At 61.6% G+C, this 15,894-nt stretch carries 17 protein-coding genes, 1 tRNA gene and 1 pseudogene; 9 read left to right on the top strand and 10 right to left on the bottom strand.

Going from position 1 to position 15,894, the window contains the following annotated elements; translation table 11 throughout:
* Positions 1–172 precede the first annotated feature (172 nt).
* The 4 genes from cpdR1 to HFO99_RS14380 all read left to right on the top strand — a co-directional run bounded on the left by cpdR1 (position 173) and on the right by HFO99_RS14380 (position 1,690).
* Positions 173–535, top strand: coding sequence for a response regulator CpdR1 (gene cpdR1, locus HFO99_RS14390; protein WP_003542883.1), 363 nt, complete (start codon positions 173–175; stop codon positions 533–535).
* Positions 536–619: 84 nt separating this feature from the next.
* A tRNA-Val gene (locus HFO99_RS14385) sits at positions 620–694 on the top strand.
* Positions 695–877: 183 nt separating this feature from the next.
* A complete protein-coding gene (locus HFO99_RS33805; protein WP_315860481.1) occupies positions 878–1,072 on the top strand; it encodes a hypothetical protein in 195 nt (64 codons plus the stop codon).
* 123 nt (positions 1,073–1,195) lie between these two features.
* Positions 1,196–1,690: a hypothetical protein gene (locus HFO99_RS14380; protein WP_261323150.1), complete on the top strand. Its 495-nt coding sequence runs from the start codon at positions 1,196–1,198 to the stop codon at positions 1,688–1,690.
* A gap of 71 nt (positions 1,691–1,761) precedes the next feature.
* Here HFO99_RS14380 and HFO99_RS14375 read toward each other — a convergent pair whose 3' ends face one another.
* Positions 1,762–2,487, bottom strand: a complete 726-nt coding sequence (locus tag HFO99_RS14375) for a hypothetical protein (RefSeq protein ID WP_222361881.1) — start codon at positions 2,485–2,487, stop codon at positions 1,762–1,764.
* A 232-nt stretch (positions 2,488–2,719) separates the two neighbouring features.
* On the opposite strand from HFO99_RS14375, the pseudogene HFO99_RS14370 reads away from it, so the two are divergent.
* Positions 2,720–2,884 (top strand): annotated as a pseudogene (locus HFO99_RS14370) (MgtC/SapB family protein); the annotation flags it as partial.
* Between the two features lie 14 nt (positions 2,885–2,898).
* Here HFO99_RS14370 and HFO99_RS14365 read toward each other — a convergent pair.
* Positions 2,899–3,075 carry a hypothetical protein gene (locus tag HFO99_RS14365; protein WP_222361879.1) on the bottom strand — a complete coding sequence of 59 codons (177 nt, stop codon included), beginning with the start codon at positions 3,073–3,075 and terminating at the stop codon, positions 2,899–2,901.
* A gap of 61 nt (positions 3,076–3,136) precedes the next feature.
* Positions 3,137–3,382 (bottom strand): hypothetical protein, encoded by a 246-nt coding sequence (locus tag HFO99_RS14360; RefSeq protein ID WP_222334152.1) that lies wholly within the window; start codon positions 3,380–3,382, stop codon positions 3,137–3,139.
* A 353-nt stretch (positions 3,383–3,735) separates the two neighbouring features.
* On the opposite strand from HFO99_RS14360, the gene HFO99_RS14355 reads away from it, so the two are divergent.
* Positions 3,736–4,827 carry a DUF475 domain-containing protein gene (locus tag HFO99_RS14355; RefSeq protein WP_222310682.1) on the top strand — a complete coding sequence of 364 codons (1,092 nt, stop codon included), beginning with the start codon at positions 3,736–3,738 and terminating at the stop codon, positions 4,825–4,827.
* A gap of 103 nt (positions 4,828–4,930) precedes the next feature.
* Here the strand turns inward: HFO99_RS14355 and HFO99_RS14350 are convergent, their stop codons facing one another.
* The 7 genes from HFO99_RS14350 to HFO99_RS14320 all read right to left on the bottom strand — a co-directional run bounded on the left by HFO99_RS14350 (position 4,931) and on the right by HFO99_RS14320 (position 11,362).
* Entirely contained in the window at positions 4,931–5,101 is a 171-nt protein-coding gene (locus HFO99_RS14350; protein WP_222361877.1) for a hypothetical protein, read from the bottom strand.
* Positions 5,102–5,363: 262 nt separating this feature from the next.
* Positions 5,364–6,881 carry a tripartite tricarboxylate transporter permease gene (locus HFO99_RS14345; RefSeq protein WP_222361875.1) on the bottom strand — a complete coding sequence of 506 codons (1,518 nt, stop codon included), beginning with the start codon at positions 6,879–6,881 and terminating at the stop codon, positions 5,364–5,366.
* Positions 6,882–6,969: 88 nt separating this feature from the next.
* Positions 6,970–7,461: a tripartite tricarboxylate transporter TctB family protein gene (locus HFO99_RS14340; RefSeq protein WP_222250197.1), complete on the bottom strand. Its 492-nt coding sequence runs from the start codon at positions 7,459–7,461 to the stop codon at positions 6,970–6,972.
* Entirely contained in the window at positions 7,458–8,402 is a 945-nt protein-coding gene (locus HFO99_RS14335; protein WP_222334147.1) for a Bug family tripartite tricarboxylate transporter substrate binding protein, read from the bottom strand. Before HFO99_RS14335 ends, HFO99_RS14340 begins: the two co-directional genes overlap by 4 nt.
* A 371-nt stretch (positions 8,403–8,773) precedes the next feature.
* Positions 8,774–9,820 carry an ABC transporter substrate-binding protein gene (locus HFO99_RS14330; protein ID WP_222361873.1) on the bottom strand — a complete coding sequence of 349 codons (1,047 nt, stop codon included), beginning with the start codon at positions 9,818–9,820 and terminating at the stop codon, positions 8,774–8,776.
* 89 nt (positions 9,821–9,909) lie between these two features.
* Positions 9,910–10,422, bottom strand: coding sequence for a GNAT family N-acetyltransferase (locus tag HFO99_RS14325; RefSeq protein WP_222334145.1), 513 nt, complete (start codon positions 10,420–10,422; stop codon positions 9,910–9,912).
* A 70-nt stretch (positions 10,423–10,492) separates the two neighbouring features.
* Complete coding sequence (locus HFO99_RS14320; protein ID WP_222361871.1) at positions 10,493–11,362, bottom strand: ornithine carbamoyltransferase; 870 nt, start codon at positions 11,360–11,362, stop codon at positions 10,493–10,495.
* Positions 11,363–11,700: 338 nt separating this feature from the next.
* On the opposite strand from HFO99_RS14320, the gene HFO99_RS14315 reads away from it, so the two are divergent.
* The 3 genes from HFO99_RS14315 (at position 11,701) to HFO99_RS14305 (ending at position 15,823) form a co-directional block, all read left to right on the top strand.
* Complete coding sequence (locus tag HFO99_RS14315) at positions 11,701–13,569, top strand: adenylate/guanylate cyclase domain-containing protein (protein ID WP_222334144.1); 1,869 nt, start codon at positions 11,701–11,703, stop codon at positions 13,567–13,569.
* A gap of 197 nt (positions 13,570–13,766) precedes the next feature.
* A complete protein-coding gene (locus HFO99_RS14310) occupies positions 13,767–14,444 on the top strand; it encodes a response regulator transcription factor (protein WP_017967883.1) in 678 nt (225 codons plus the stop codon).
* Positions 14,441–15,823: a sensor histidine kinase gene (locus HFO99_RS14305; protein ID WP_222361869.1), complete on the top strand. Its 1,383-nt coding sequence runs from the start codon at positions 14,441–14,443 to the stop codon at positions 15,821–15,823. The genes HFO99_RS14310 and HFO99_RS14305 overlap by 4 nt, the downstream gene beginning before the upstream one ends.
* Positions 15,824–15,894: the final 71 nt, after the last annotated feature.

Genomic DNA, 15,894 nt, shown 5'->3' with positions numbered 1-15,894 from the left:
ACCATGTCATGAACTGACTGCTTTGCGCATGTTGCCAGTTGCCCGGCCGCAAGTCCATACTATGTAGAAGGGATGGCGGTCAGGCACAGGCAATTCACCGGTTGTTTACCGGGTAAAGACTAGTGTAAACGGCTGGTAGCCCACCAAAACTTATGGATCGCGGTCTGGATTGATGACTCAGAAGATACTTCTCGCCGAAGACGATAACGACATGCGCCGCTTCCTGGTGAAAGCGCTCGAAAAGGCCGGCTACAAGGTCCTTTCCTACGACAATGGCGCCAGCGCCTATGACCGGCTGCGCGAGGAGCCGTTTTCCCTGCTGCTGACCGATATCGTCATGCCCGAGATGGACGGCATCGAGCTGGCGCGCCGCGCCACCGAACTCGACCCCGACCTGAAGGTGATGTTCATCACCGGTTTTGCCGCCGTGGCGCTGAACCCCGATTCGAAAGCGCCGAAGGATGCCAAGGTCCTTTCCAAGCCTTTCCACCTGCGCGACCTCGTCGACGAGGTCAACAAAATGCTTGCCGCATAAGGCGTGACGAGCGGCGCGTCACAAAACTGAAAAAAGCCTATTGACGGCTCCGAAGGTTTTGTGATCTATGCGCCGCCATCGGATGGGCGTGTAGCTCAGCGGGAGAGCACTACGTTGACATCGTAGGGGTCACAGGTTCAATCCCTGTCACGCCCACCATCCGATCTCCCTGACATCGTTGATAAATCCCCCTTGGGGATTTTTTGATTCCTGAGCCTGGCACGTGCTCCAGATCCAGCACTTTGCGGAGCGAGGGCCTGGGTGTGATTGGTCCGCGACCATGATCCGGGCCGGGGTTTCAATGGCTGTGGGATAGCCCCGCAGGTGGGAAATAGGGGACGTATGGCGCAAAGGACGCGGACGCGCAAAGCGGTATCCATAATCCTCGGCCTCGCCCTAGCTGGGGCTGGCCTCTTCGGTTTCGGATATATGCAGTTTCATGTCGCTGAACCCATTAGCATCAAGTTTTGGCTGATTCCGATCACCATGTTCGCGGCCGGGGCAGCAATCCTGTGGGACGATTTCAGAAGTTCCTAACGCCCTCTTCGACACCCGTTCGACGAAGGGTAAGACCAAAATAAGTCACAGAACCGTGCCATTGCCTGACTATCCAGCGCATGGCCGATTCGCCGTCGCAGACAGATGGGGTTGAGACAGACAATGAGACCTTTCGCACCGGCAGCCGCCGCCCTTTTTTCTGCCGTCCTCGCCGTGCCGGCCTCTGCCGCGCCGGCCGCACCCGCCGAGACCTTTCCCGGCGCTCCCGGCGTCATTACGCTTTCCGGCAAATGCGCCAAGCTGGTCGTCGCCAAATTCGACGCCACCAAGGGCTGCAAGAACGAGCTTGCCAGCGTCACGCTGGCCAATGGCTTGGTGACCTTCATCTTCACTTCAGACGGCAAGGCGCTCGGCTTCCAGGGCGACGGCAGCGGCATCAAGCCCGCCTCCAACGGCAATGCCCGCCTGCCGCTCAGCCTCGTCACCACGGGCGTCGGCAACAAGATGACCGGGGAGGTCAAGGTTGCCGGCTTCTGCACCTTCGGCAATCCCTATGCCGGCAAGCCGATCGCGATCGAATGCACGGCCGAAAGCAAGGATTCCTCCTTCACCGGCAGCTTCCGCACCGGCGGCAAGCTGGTGAAAAAGGGTAAGTAGCCAGAGCAATTCCAGCAAAAGTGCGCAGCGGTTTTGCATCGATTCCGATTTAAGGAATTATGCAGTAGCCGTCAGGCGCACCAGGCGCTGCCGGCAGCCCCTGGCTTGCGAGCCAGGCCCTCGTTGATCAGTTGCGCGCCAAAAGAGCGCCCGTCGCGCGAGACGACGCGCGGCGCGCCTGAGGGCTCGCTCTTGCCCGCAGCGTTCATGGTGAAGGGTCCGGCGTTCAGAAGCGCCAGCAGCCGCGACTTGGCGGCAAAGGCCACCCGGCGCTCGCCGTCACAGCGCGCCTGATCGACCACCGGGCTTGCCATGTCGGCGATCACGATCTTTTCGCCCTTGTACCAGAAGACACCGCCGTCGCCGACGCAATTGATATGGGCGCCCTGGCCGCAATAGCCGAAGGCCACTGTCCCGGTTTCCGAAACCGCAGGGGAGGCCGGGGACGCCACTGCCTTTATCGGCTGGATCATCGGCGTCGGGATCGCGGCCGGCGGCAGCGGCTGCGACTGAGGCATCGACGCTGCGGCTTTCGGCGTGGGGGCGGCAAGCGCTACCTGCTTCGGCGGCACGTCCTTCCTGACGACCGGCCTCGGCTCCGCCGTTTCCCGCGTGACCGACGCCGATTGCCTTGCAAGCATCGGCTGGATGGTCTTCCAATGGTCGTGAGCGACGATGCCGCCGATCGCGGCAATGCCGATCACCGCCCAGGGCAGCAATCCGCCACTGCTGCTGCGCGCTTTGCTCTTTCCTCTCGCCGGCGCCTTGCGGCGGCCGCGTGTCGCTGTCTTGGCCATCTGTCCGATTCCCGTGAGGCCGGGATTATCGCTGCCCAATCCTTTCCGAAAGGTTGGCGCAGCGACAGGATGATGCCTGGTTCGCCGATCTTTCCCTCGAATGACATGAAAACGCCGAGGTGCATCGATGGGGCCAACGTGGCGGCCGAAACACATAAGGAGAAAAAGCTGAACAAATTCCGCGCTCAGACGTCAGCCAGCGAAAATTTCATCTGTTCCGAGGGAAAAATCCATGGATCGCATCATCGCCGACATCATACCGGCATCGCGCATCCACTACCCCGTCATCTTCGCCCGTCTCTTCGGCGCTATCGTCTGCGGCGGCCTGATCAGCTTCGAGCGTGAGGCACGCGACTGCCCGGCATCGTGCCGGGCGCTAATGTCGCTAATGTCAGCGTGACTGTCTGTTGGTCATTCGGAACGTGCGACCGAAGGATCGTTTTTCCCGACCGACGCCGTGCTGCTGATGGACGCGAGCGGCTTCTGGCGTTTGCCGATATTGATGCGCTCGTCCGCCGCCTCGCGGACGGCCTGCCATTCATTTTCGTGCCGGATGAAGATCTCGCGGGGCACAAATTTGATCGTCATATGTTTCTCATCCTGTGTCAAAACTAGCGTCAGCGCGCCAAAGAGGCGTCCGGAATAGCCGTTATTTCTTGGTCTCTGCATTGGCTTTCACGCCGGGGGCCTTAATGTCGGGACCACCCTTGGAAAGATCGGCACCGGTAACATGGGCGGGCACGTGAATGTCGTGATAGACGCCGGGCGTCAGCGTCAGATCGACCTGATGCGGCGGCAGCACCTGCGCCTTCTGCATGCGGTTTGGCTTTGCCCGCTTCAAGCGGTCGGACGCCTCCGTGCGTTTATCGGGAATATGGGTCGAAGTGTGCATCATCGGCCTCCTTTTTTAAGCTCAACAGTGCCTAACGGGCGGGCATCAGGATAGTTCCAAAAAAATTACCCAATCCCGGTGTGGCGACCAGCCTTGACTGGTCGGCGAAGCTCATTACCTAGAGCCTATCCCGCAGCCTTCCAGACATCGGCTGACGGGGGAACTTTGGTGCCGGGCCCCTCTGGCGAGAGTTTTTACGGCGCTCTCGTGATGTCGGTACCGCCTGCAGCTTAGCCGGCGGATTTTTCATCGATGACCAAGCTCACCATGCCTGACCCGCGTGCCCGTTGTGGCGTGCCGCGTTTCTCTAACATATCCACTCTCTTCCACACGATTTGCGGCCGTGAGGTGCGGCCATGAATCAACCTCAGACCTATAAATCTTCGCTCAGCTATTTCCGCTGGGCTTTCATCGTTACTGCCCTCGGCCTCGTTCTCGGCGCCATGCTCGGCTGGCAGACGACCGGCACGATCGGCGGCATGGCGACCGTCTTCTTCATCTGCACGGTGCTTGCCGTGCTGGAGATATCGCTTTCCTTCGACAATGCCATTGTCAACGCCAACAAGCTCAAGGAGATGACGCCGGTTTGGCAGAAGCGCTTCCTCACCTGGGGCATCATCATCGCCGTCTTCGGCATGCGCATCGTCTTCCCGCTGGCAATCGTCGCGATCGCGGCCCAGATCGGCCCCTGGGATGCTCTGGTGCTTGCCGCACGCGAGCCGGCCGAATATGCCCGCATCATGAACGACGCGCATTTGCCGATCGCAGCCTTCGGCGGCACCTTTCTGATGATGGTCGGCCTCAACTACTTCTTCAATCACGAGAAGCAGGTGCACTGGATCGGCGGTCTTGAAAAGATGATGGCGCGTTCGGCCACCATCAAGGGCATCGAGATCGCCTTCGTGCTGGCGCTGATGCTGGTTTTCTCCTGGCTGATCGGCGGCGAGGAAGCCACCGTCTTCGTCCATTGCGCCATCTACGGCCTGCTCACCTTCCTCGCGGTCGAGGTGGTCGGCGGATTGCTCGATGCTTCGCAGCAGACGATGAGCGCTGCCGCCAAAGGTGGCCTCGGCGCCTTCATCTATCTGGAGGTGCTGGACGCCAGCTTCTCCTTCGACGGCGTCATCGGCGCCTTTGCGCTGACGCAGAACCTCTTCGTCATCGCGATCGGCCTCGGCATCGGCGCCATGTACGTGCGCTCGATGACCATCATGCTGGTGGAGAAGGGAACGCTTGCCGAATACCGCTATCTCGAACATGGCGCCTTCTACGCCATCCTGATCCTCTCGGTGATCATGTATGCGCAGACCATGGTGCACATCCCCGAAGTCATCACCGGCCTCGGCGGCGCGGCGCTGATCGGCCTGTCCCTCTGGTCATCCATCCGCCACAACAGGCGCGAAAGGGTGGAGGATCACGACGCCCAGCGGAAAGAGCTTCAAGCCTGACGTCGGGTGTCACAGCGCGCCGCGCGATTGCACCCGTAGAGATAAAATAAAAGCCCGCGACCATCCGGTTGCGGGCTAATTCATTCATGCATGACTTGGAGTCTTAGCGGGAGACCTGACCGAAGGAGGCCGGGTCGATACCGAGTGTGGTGAGGTCGTTGGCGCGCGGGCGTCGACCTGCTTCGACAGCAGCGCTGACGGCATTTGCAGCGCCAAGGATGGCGAATGCGCGGCCAAAGAAGCCAGTACGGACTGAATTACGGAGTGCGGACATTGTCCTTTTCCTCTTGCTCAATGATTGACTGCTCGCAGATGGCATCGCGCATATAGATCAACAATGCTCAGAAAATCACCTCAGCCATGCAAGAAACAGGAGGCCGGCGCATGTCTCCATGGCCAGCCTCGAGGAGGGGGTGGGTCGTCTTTTTCTTGTTAGAGCGCCGTGCGTCCTCTCGGGCGCACAAAGGACGCTCTAACACTTTGAAATCTGCGCATCGTGCTTTCCGAAAATCGATTCCGATTTTCGGGCCGATACGCTAGTCTTCGTTTGCCGCCAGCTGCGACAGTACCTGGCCCCTGCCGCGCAGCCGCAGGATCAACGGGATGAGGAAGGCGGCGGCTGCAACAATGAGCAGGCCCGCCGCGATCGGCGACATGACAAGCGTCGTGACGTCGCCCTGACTGATCGCCAGCGCCCGGCGCAGCTGCTGTTCGGCAAGCGGCCCGAGGATCAGGCCGACGACGGTAGGCGCGATCGGATAGCCGAACAGTCGCATCACATAACCGAGCAGACCGAAGGCGAGCAGCATGCCGAGTTCGAACACCGACGGATTGGCGCCGATCGTCCCGAGCGTCGCAAACAGCAGGATGCCTGCATAGAGCCATGGCTTCGGAATGGTCAACAGCTTTACCCAGAGCCCGATCATCGGCAGGTTCAGCACCAAGAGCATCGCATTGGCGATAAGCAGGCTGGCGATCAGCCCCCAGACGAGCTGCGGATTGGTGGCAAACAGCAGCGGGCCCGGCTGCAGCCCGTATTGCTGGAAGCCGGCAAGCATGATCGCCGCCGTCGCCGTCGTCGGCAGGCCGAGCGTCAGAAGCGGCACTAATGTGCCGGCGGCCGATGCGTTGTTTGCGGCCTCGGGACCGGCTACACCTTCGATCGCGCCATGGCCGAACTCTTCCGGGTTTTTCGCAAGCCGCTTTTCGGTCGCATAGGAGAGGAATGTGCCGATTTCGGCGCCGCCCGCCGGCATCGCGCCGATCGGAAACCCGATCAGCGTGCCGCGCAGCCAGGGCTTCCACGAACGCGCCCAGTCCTCAGCGGTCATCCAGAGCGAACCCTTGACCGCCTCGACTTTCTCCGCGATCCGGTCGCCCTGCGCGGCGATATAAAGCGTCTCGCCGATCGCAAACATCGCCACGGCCAGCGTCGTCACCTCGACACCATCGAGCAGGTCGGGGATGCCGAAGGAAAGCCTGGCCTGCCCTGTCTGCTGGTCGATGCCGACCATGGCGAGCGCGAAACCGATGAACAGCGACGTCAGACCCCGCAAGGCGGAGTCGCCAAACGCCGAGGAGACGGTGACGAAGGCAAGCACCATCAGCGCGAAATATTCGCGCGGCCCGAAGACCAGCGCCAGCTTGACGATATAAGGAGCGATGAAGGCAAGCCCGAGCGTGGCGATCAGCCCGGCGACGAAGGAGCCGATCGCCGCTGTCGCCAGCGCCGGTCCGCCGCGCCCGGCGCGCGCCATCTTGTTGCCCTCGAGCGCGGTGACGATCGAGGCGCTTTCGCCCGGCGTATTGAGCAGGATCGAGGTCGTCGAGCCGCCATACATGCCGCCGTAATAGATGCCGGCAAACATGATCAGTGAGCCGCCGGGATCGAGCTTGTAGGTGACGGGCAGCAGCAGTGCCACGGTGAGTGCCGGGCCGATGCCGGGAAGCACGCCGACGGCGGTGCCGAGCGTCACGCCGACCACCGCATAAACCAGGTTCATCGGCTGCATCGCAACCAGGATACCCTGCCATAGGAATTCGAATGTGTTCATCTTGGTGTCCCAAGCGGCGTTCCCGACCATCCGATTTCGGGGTCAGGCGCCGCGCAAAATCAAAAGTGCTGACAGCGCGTCGGCGCGGTCAGAAGAACAGATGTTCGAGCGGACCGGCCGGCAGCGTCAGTTGCAGCAGCTGCGAGAAGATCGCCCAGACGACGAAGCTGATGACGATGCCAAGCGGCAGCGAGATCCAGAGCTTACGCTTGCCGAAGCCGCGTGCCGTCAGCGCGAAGAGGATGCCGGTCGCGATCGAGAAGCCGGCGACGCGCAAAAGCAGCATCTGGCCGGCAAGACCGGCGACGATCCAGATGACGGGTGCGACTTCCTGCCGGTCACGTTCGGGAAAATCGCCGCGCCAGGCTTCGAAGGCGGTCCAGATCCCGAGACAGAAGAGGCCGAACGCCACCACTTGCGGCACTGTCGCAGGACCGATGCGGTCGTACTGCGCAATCGTTTTCAGATGCGAGGCGTCCCAGGCCATCACGCCGGCAACGACGAAGAGGAAAACGGCAATGATGAACGCCGCCCAATCAGGGCGGCGTATCGTTGCCGAGGAGGTGTTATCCTCGCTCATTGAACAAGTCCGATGTCTTTGAGAATGCCTTCAGTGGCCGAGACATCCTTCTCGAGCTGCGCCTTGAAGGCATCGCCGGACAGATAGGTGTCGGCCCAGCCCTTGGTCTTCAGGGTTTCCTGCCAGGTGGCGGAGGTATGCAGCTTTTCGAAATCGGCGGTAATGGCTGCGACCTGCTCTGCCGACAGGCCGGGGGCAGCGGCGACCATGCGCCAGTTCTGAATGGTGACGTCGGTGCCGGCTTCCTTCAGTGTCGGGGCATCGACGCCGTCGATGCGCTTATCGCTGGAGACGGCGAGAAGACGAAGCGTGCCTGACTTCACCTGCGATTCGAACTCGCTATAGCTCGAGACGCCGGCCGTGACCTGGCCGCCGAGAATGGCGGCGAGCGCTTCACCACCGCCGGAGAAGGCGACATAGTTGATCTTGGTCGGATCGACGCCGGAAGCCTTGGCGATCAGGCCGACGGTGATATGGTCGGTGCCGCCGGCCGAACCGCCACCCCAGGAAACCGAACCCGGATCCTTCTTCAGCGCCGCAACGAGATCAGCCATGGTCTTGATCTCGGATGCAGCAGGAACGACGACGGCCTCATACTCGCCGGTCAGACGGGCGATCGGCGTGACGTCCTTGAGCGTCACCGGCGATTTGTTGGTGAGGATCGCGCCGACCATGACATAGCCGCCGACGATCAGCGAATTCGGGTTGCCGGCAGCCTGGCTGCTGAACTGCGCAAGGCCGATGGTGCCGCCGGCGCCGGGAACGTTCTGGACCTGCACGTTGCCGGAGATCTTCTCCTGCTGCAGCGCGGTCTGCAGCGAACGGGCCGTCTGGTCCCAGCCGCCGCCGGGCGCGGCCGGCGCGATGATGGTGTAGTCGGCCGCATAGGCCGGCAGCGCGATGGTCGCTGCAAAAAGGGTTGCGATGAACGTATGCTTCACGATGTGTCCTCCGTCGGCGGCTGAGCAGACCGCCTGTTATTCTCAAGGGAATCGGGAGGAATGGCCGGCCAGCGGACGCAAGGGTCCTGAATGACGAGCGGAATACCTCCCGAGGCTTCAGCTCTCCGCCTCCACGGAGAAGAAGTAGCCAAAGCGACCACAACAAGCTGTCATTTAGCTGACATCGGTGAGATATCCAGAAGGAGAAGACACTTTTTTGCCGTAATTGGCAGTGGTGATCTAAAACCCGGTTCTTCGCTGCCGAATGGCGGTGCATTATCGCGCCGCGACGCGTGGCGGCCGCGAGCCCATCTGAACGAGAAGAGCGACCCAAAGCTTTAAGGAAGCGAACCAGCTGAGAGCTGACCCCTTCACTGCGTCCGCAGAACTTCGTTCCAGTGCGCGATCAGCCGCGCCCGTTTCACCTGGTCGAGATAGACCATCAGCCCGGGGCTGACAGGCACCGGCCGCAGTTGGGCGCCGAGCAGTTCTTGCAGCGTATTGGCGGTATTCTCCCCAGCCACCTCGGGACTGACGGCCGGGATCTGCAGCTCGCGCGCCATGATCGTCTGCCCTTCCCGCGACATGAAGAAGGTGAGGTAGCGCCGCCCGAGTTCCGGCTCGGCGGCCGCCTGCGGCACCAGCCCGATCCGCGACATCACCACGGTATAATCCTTCGGCAGCACGATGCCGACATCGGGATAGCGTGAAGCCCAGTCGGCCGCATAGGAGCCGAGAATATTGTAGCCGAGTACGAAGCGCCCGTCGGCAACACGTTCGAGGATTGCCGAACTCGTCGAATAAAGCTTGACGCCGGCAGCCCCCATCGCCCCGATCACCGACCAGATGTCGCCGAACTGCTCCTGGTCGCGCGCCATGAAAAGGAAGCCGACGCCGGAGCGCTCGATATCGTAGGTACCGATCCGCCCATGGACGTCGTTGCCCTTGCGCTTCAGATAATCGACGAATTCAGCCCGCGAGCTCGGCACCGGCTCATGCGCGAAGCTCGGCTTGTGATAGACGAACACCGCCGGCTCGAAGGTGAGCGCATAGGCGGTGTTACGCCAGTTCGCCCATTTCGGCCATGGCGCACTCATCGGCAGGTTGCTGACCTGCGCATAGCCGTCGTTGGAAAGCTTCACCTGCAGGTCCATCGCCGAGGAAAAGGCGAAGTCCGCCGTCTTCTTGCCGGCATCCGTTTCCCGGACGATCCGGTCGTAGATGTCGCCGGTCAGCATGTCCTCATATTTGACCGCGATGTCGGGATTGGCCGCCTGGAAACCCCGGATCATCGGCCGCGCCAACGGTTCGTCGAGCGAGGAATAAACCGTCAGCACCGGCGCATCGGCATTGCCCGATTTTGCCGGATAGAAGGCCTGATCCGCCAAGGAAAAACCCGGCCAGAACGCCAGCAGCAAGATAAAAACTCTCCTCATGCAGCAACAATGCCTGAGCACGCCGGGAGGAGCAAGGGCGTGGCCGAGGCGGCACGCGGTGCGTGACGGGATCACAGTTCCCGCTCGAAGAAGAGCAGGATCTGTTGGAGCTCCGGCGGAACCGGATAATAAGCATCCCGCTCCTGGAAGCCGAGGCGGCGATAGAGCCCCTGCGCTGCCGTCTGAAAAATGCCGGTATCAAGCCGCATCGAGTGATAGCCGTCAGCTCTGGCCTGGGCGATCGATGCCTTGCAGAGCGCGACAGCAACACCATGACCGCGAGCGGCGGCCGAGACGAAAAGCCTTTTCATCTCCGCAATGTCAGGCGCCTGCGCGTGATGCATGACGCAGCCGACAGGCTCTCCATCGAGCCGCGCCAGGAAGATCGCGCCCTTCGGCCTTGCGTGAATCTGCGGCAGGTCGACGAGCAGCGCCTCGAATTTTTGCGGATTGTAATAGAGATCGATCACCGGCCGATGCTGGGGGTAATTGTCATAGAGCCATTGCCGGAATGATCGGCAGAGATCTCGCACGGCCATCATTTCCGTCTCGCTCTCAGCAAGCTCGACCGTTGGTCCCGCCATCTGTCAAACCTCCTGGTCCCTCGCCTCTTCTATCATGAACATGCTGCGCGGTGGAGATCGAAGGCCGGAATTAAGCCGCTATCCACTCCATCAGCGCATTCTGCGCGTGCAGTAGAAAAGCCTTGGCGGCGCGACTTTCGCAGAGCGGATGCTCCATCGCCCCAGCCGTCACCTCCTGGCCGCGCGTCACCGGCGGGCACGGCAGGAAGATCGCATCCTCCCGCAACCGATCGAGCACATCGGTCCCGATCCTGTGGCCGGCAAGTGCGTCGGCCGCGGCATCGCCCGGCCATGAATCGGTGACGATGACGTTGGCATCCAATAGTTCGCCCATATCGGTGCTCGCGCGGAAGCGCCCATTGAGCAGCGCGCTGTCTCGGACATGCCAGCGTTCGGGATAGACCTGCACCACCTCGATCGGCAGCGCGATCGACGCTTCGACCCAGGAACGGAAGATATTCGCGTCCGCCGCCACGCCGGCTACCTTCAACCCGTCGATCAAGCCGCGCCGGCTCTTGATATAGGCAAGGTCGCCGAGCGTCTCGCAAGGGTGGTTCGAACGCGTGCGCGCATTGATGACAGGCACCGGCGAGACGGCAGCGACCGCCTTCAGTGTCGCAAATTCCTTCGTGCGGATCACCACCATGTCGAACCAGTTGCCGAGATAACCCGAGAGATCGCCGGTGTCCTCCCTGGCATTGAAGCCGATCGGCACATGCACGCAGATACCGCCCATCGCCTGGATGCCGAGATCGAAGGCGGTCGTATTGCGCCAGCCGCCAGCATCGACAATCAGCGCGACGCGTTTGCCCGCGAGGCTCTGCGGCATCGTGCGCTCATTCCAGGCTTTGGCAAGCTCACCGGCGCGACTGATGATCGACCGAAGCCCAGCCTCCGGAATATCACGAAACTCCAGAAAATTCCGGATCGAACCTGTCATTCAAAACCCCAATGCGCATGAAATGTCGCCACAATAACCGGCACCGGTCTCACGGCAACCGTTGAGGCGGTCGGTTTTATGATGCCGATACAGAAAATGTCGGCGGAAGCAGAACATTCGGTTTTTGTCCGATGTGAATTGTCTTTTCATCACAAAGGATTAGGGATTTGCTCCATCCTTCACCCATTTAGAGTATTGATGAAGATCGACGACGTTTATACGGTCCGCTGCCGCGTAAAAACGTCGAAACCGCCCGAATTCTTATTCGGGGGACGACTCTATGCGACAAAAACTCTATAAAAAGCTAGATTAAACTGGGAAGATCCATGGGAGGGGTCATGGAACGACGACTGAGCGCTATTCTTGCTGCTGATGTCGTCGGCTACAGCCGACTGATGGGCATTGATGAATCCGGCACGTTGCAGGCGCTGAACCGCCATCGCTGCGAGCTGGTCGACATTCGCATATCCGATTACAAGGGCCGGATCGTCAAACTCACCGGCGACGGCATCCTTGCCGAATTCCAGAGCGTGGTGAATGCGGTCGCCTGCGCCGCCGAAATTCAGCGCAGCATGGCGGCCCGCAACGAGAACGTGCCCAAGGACGAGCGCGTCGAATTCCGCATCGGCATCAATCTCGGCGACGTCGTGGTCGAGAACGGCGACATATTCGGAGATGGGGTCAATCTAGCCGCCAGGCTCGAGCGCATCGCAGCGCCGGGCGGCATCGCCGTGTCGGCCTCGGTGCGCGAGCAGGTCGGCTCGCGCCTCAATCTCGGCTTCGAATTCATCGGCGAACATATGCTGAAGAACATCCGGCAGCCCGTTCAGGTCTACACCGTCAGCTTGGCGCCGCCTTCCTCCGCCAGATTGGTCGCGCAGAACCGCAACACCTGCTTCATCGCGGTGCTGCCCTTCACCAATATGAGCGGCGATGCCGACCAGGATTATTTCTCCGACGGTATCACCGAAGACATCATCACCGATCTCTCCAAGATCTCCAGCCTGCACGTCGTGCCGCGCAACACCATTTTCACCTACAAGGGCATATCGGTAAAGGTGAAGCGGCTCGCCCAGGAGCTTGGCGTACGCTACGTGCTCGAGGGAAGTGTGCGCATCGTCGGCAATCGCGTGCGCATTTCCGGCCAGCTGATTGACACCGCCAATGGCGACCATCTCTGGGCCGAGCGTTACGACCGCGACATGACCGACATCTTCGCCATCCAGGACGAGATCACCCATGCGATCGTGGGTCAGTTGAAGGTGCGTCTGTTGCCGGAGGAGAAGAAGGCGATCGCGACTGAGCCGACCGCCAATGTCGAGGCCTATACCTATTATCTCAGAGGCCGCCAGCTCTCTCACACCTGGACCAAATCCTATCTGGAGCTCGCAAGGCGCATGTTCTGCAAGGCGGTGGAGCTCGATCCGGATTATGCCCGCGCCTATGCCGGCATCGCCGATTGCGACGCGGCGATCCGTGACTGGGCGCCTGACGACGTGCCGCTGAGGCGCATCCTCGACATGAGCGCCCGTGCCCTGGCGCTTGATCCTGACCTTCCCGAGGCCCACGCCTCCCATGGTCTCGCCCTGCATCAGAGCGGCTATGACGACAGGGCGGCGGCAGCCTTCGAACGTGCCCTGGCGCTCGACCCGAATCTCTTCGAGGCGAATTTCCACTATGCCCGGTTCTTCTTCATGCGCGGCAACTTCGCCGAATCCGTGCAATATTTCACCCGCGCCGCCGCAATCCGCCCGGATGATTACGTCTCGCCGATCCATCTGATGTCTGCCTACCGCTCGCTCGGCCGGGTGCTGGATACGGAAAACTGGGCGCGCCTCGGCCTGCTGCGCGCCGAACGCGCCCTAAACCTCAATCCGGAAAATTCCGGCCCCGCCCATCGCGGCGCGCTGGCGCTTGCCCATCTCGGCGATGCGGCAAGGGCACGCGACTGGGCCGATCGCGCGATCGCCATCGATCCTGATGACATCGTCGCGCAGTATAATCTCGCCTGCGTCTACTCCGTCCTCGGCGACGTCGACCAAGCGATTGATCTGTTGCAGAAGCTGCTGCCGAACAGCTCCGTCTACCATATCAAATGGTTCGACAATGATTCCGACCTCGACAACATCCGCGACGATCCCCGCTTCCAAAAACTCCTCGCCGCCGCGATGACGCAGCGCGAGCGGATCGAAAGAACCGGGAGCTGAGATCGAGCCTTTCCCGGCCGTTCACCCAGCGTATTGGCCCGAAATCGGAATCGATTTTCGGAAAGCACGATGCGTAGGTGCAAAGTATGACAGCGTCCTTTGCGCGTCTGAAGGACGCGTGGCACTGTAGATTCAAAATCGCTGTGACATCCCTCCTTCACCTCTGTAATCTCCTTTGAAAAACAGGGGAAACATCCGTGCGCATCCTGCTCACCGAAGACAATATCGCGCTGGCCGACGGCCTGTCGGCGATCTTGCGCGGCACGGGCCATGCCGTCGATGTCGTCCATGACGGGGCGTCTGCCAATGCGGTCATCGCCGCGGAAAATTTCGATCTGGTGATTCTCGACCTCAACCTGCCCGAGATGGACGGACTCGACGTGCTGCGCGCCATGCGCGCCCGGCAGAACCAGGCGGCCGTCCTCATTCTGACCGCGCGCGGCACGCCGGAAGAGCGAGTGAAGGGGCTCGATCTCGGCGCCGACGATTATCTGATCAAGCCCTTCGATATCGCCGAGTTCGAGGCCCGTGTGCGTGTGCTGCTGCGCCGCCAGGCCGGCCTGCGTTCGGCGACGGTCAGCTTCGGCGGCATCTCCTTCGATCTCAATTCCCGCACCTTTTCATCGGGCGCCACGCCCCTCGATATTCCCGCCCGCGAACTCGGCCTGCTCGAAATTCTCTTCATGCGGGCCGGCAAGGTCGTCGCCAAGGAGGCGATCATTCAATCGCTGACGGCCTTCGACGACGACATTTCCGCAAACGCCATCGAGCAATATGTCAGCCGCCTGCGAAAGCGCCTCTCGCCGCACGGCCTGACCGTGAAGACTGCTCGCGGCATCGGCTATTATCTCGACAAGCTGCCCGAGGCCTCATGAAGGCCGCCTATTCCCTCAGACGCCGATTGCTCTTCTGGCTGCTCGTCTCGACAGCCGTCATCGGCACGCTGGCACTCGCCGATACCTATCGCGAGGCCGTCCAGACATCGAACATCGTCTCCGACCGCGTGCTTGCCGGCTCCGCGCTGGCGATCGCCGAACGCGTCGTCGTCGCCGAGGATGGCACGCTGCAGGTCGATATCCCCTATGTCGCACTTGAGATGCTGACCTCGGCCGCGCAGGATCGCGTCTTCTACCGCGTCGACGGCCCGCCGGGCCAATTCATCACCGGCTACCAGTCTTTGCCGGTCCTGAAGAAAACGCCGGGCGATGCGGCCACCTTCGCCGACGATACCTTCCGCGACGAGCCGATCCGCATCGCCACACTCGAACGCTCGGCCTCGACGGGCATCCGCTCCGTGCCCTTCGTCGTGACGGTCGCCGAAACCACTATCGCCCGCCGGCAGTTGGCGCAGGCGATTCTCGTCCGCTCCGCACTCCGCCTCGCCTTCATGATCGCGGGCGCGGCCGTCATCGTCTGGATCTCGGTCACGGTGGCGCTCCGCCCGCTCTACAAGCTCGGCGACGCCATCGGCGAACGCAGCCCCGATGACCTGCATCCGATTGAGCAGACCGTGCCGAGCGAGGTCGAGCCGCTGGTCGAAACGGTGAATTCCTTTATGGTCCGCCTGCAGTCGGCGCTCGATGCGCTGCGCCATTTCACCGGCAATGCCAGCCACCAACTGCGCACGCCGCTGGCGATAATCCGCACTCAACTTGCACTTTCCGCCCGCGCTGGCTCGCTTGATGAGGCGCAGGCCGCAGCGCTGAAGGGCGATCAGGCCGTGGCGCATGCCGAGCGCATTCTTGCCCAGCTTCTGCTGATGGCGAAGATCGACGCAGCCACCGCCAAGGAGGCGCTGACCGCCTCCGCCATCGATCTTGCCGCCATCGCCCAAGAAATCACCGGCGAGCAGATCCCGACGGCCGCCGTCGCCGGCATTGATCTCGGCTTTGAGGGCGAAAGCCCGGCAATGGTCCGCGCAGAGCCGCTGCTGATCGGCGAAATGCTGCGCAACCTTGCCGGCAACGCAATCGCTTATGCCGGCAAGGGAGCTGAGGTCACCGTCCGCATTATCACCGCCTCGGAGACGATCCGCCTCGAAGTCGAGGACAACGGCCCCGGCATTCCGCGCGAAAAGCTGGAGGCGGTACGTGGGCGTTTTTCACGCGGCAATGAGGCAGGTGCGCCGGGTGCCGGCCTCGGCCTGCCAATCGTCGAAGAAATCGCCAATCTTTTCAATGCCGCACTGACGCTGGAGCCGGGTTCGGACGGCAAGGGCCTGAAGGCGGCCGTCACCTTTGCCAAGGCGGCGTAAAGCCGTCGGCCCCTTGACCTTCCACCTTGCTTTCTTTCGCTGCATTGCACACAGTGCTTTTTGGGAACAGC

The organism is Rhizobium leguminosarum, from assembly GCF_019798305.1.
Taxonomy (GTDB): domain Bacteria; phylum Pseudomonadota; class Alphaproteobacteria; order Rhizobiales; family Rhizobiaceae; genus Rhizobium; species Rhizobium leguminosarum_U.
Note: the sequence above shows the minus strand (reverse complement) of the source record. Positions and strands in the feature narration are given on the sequence as shown.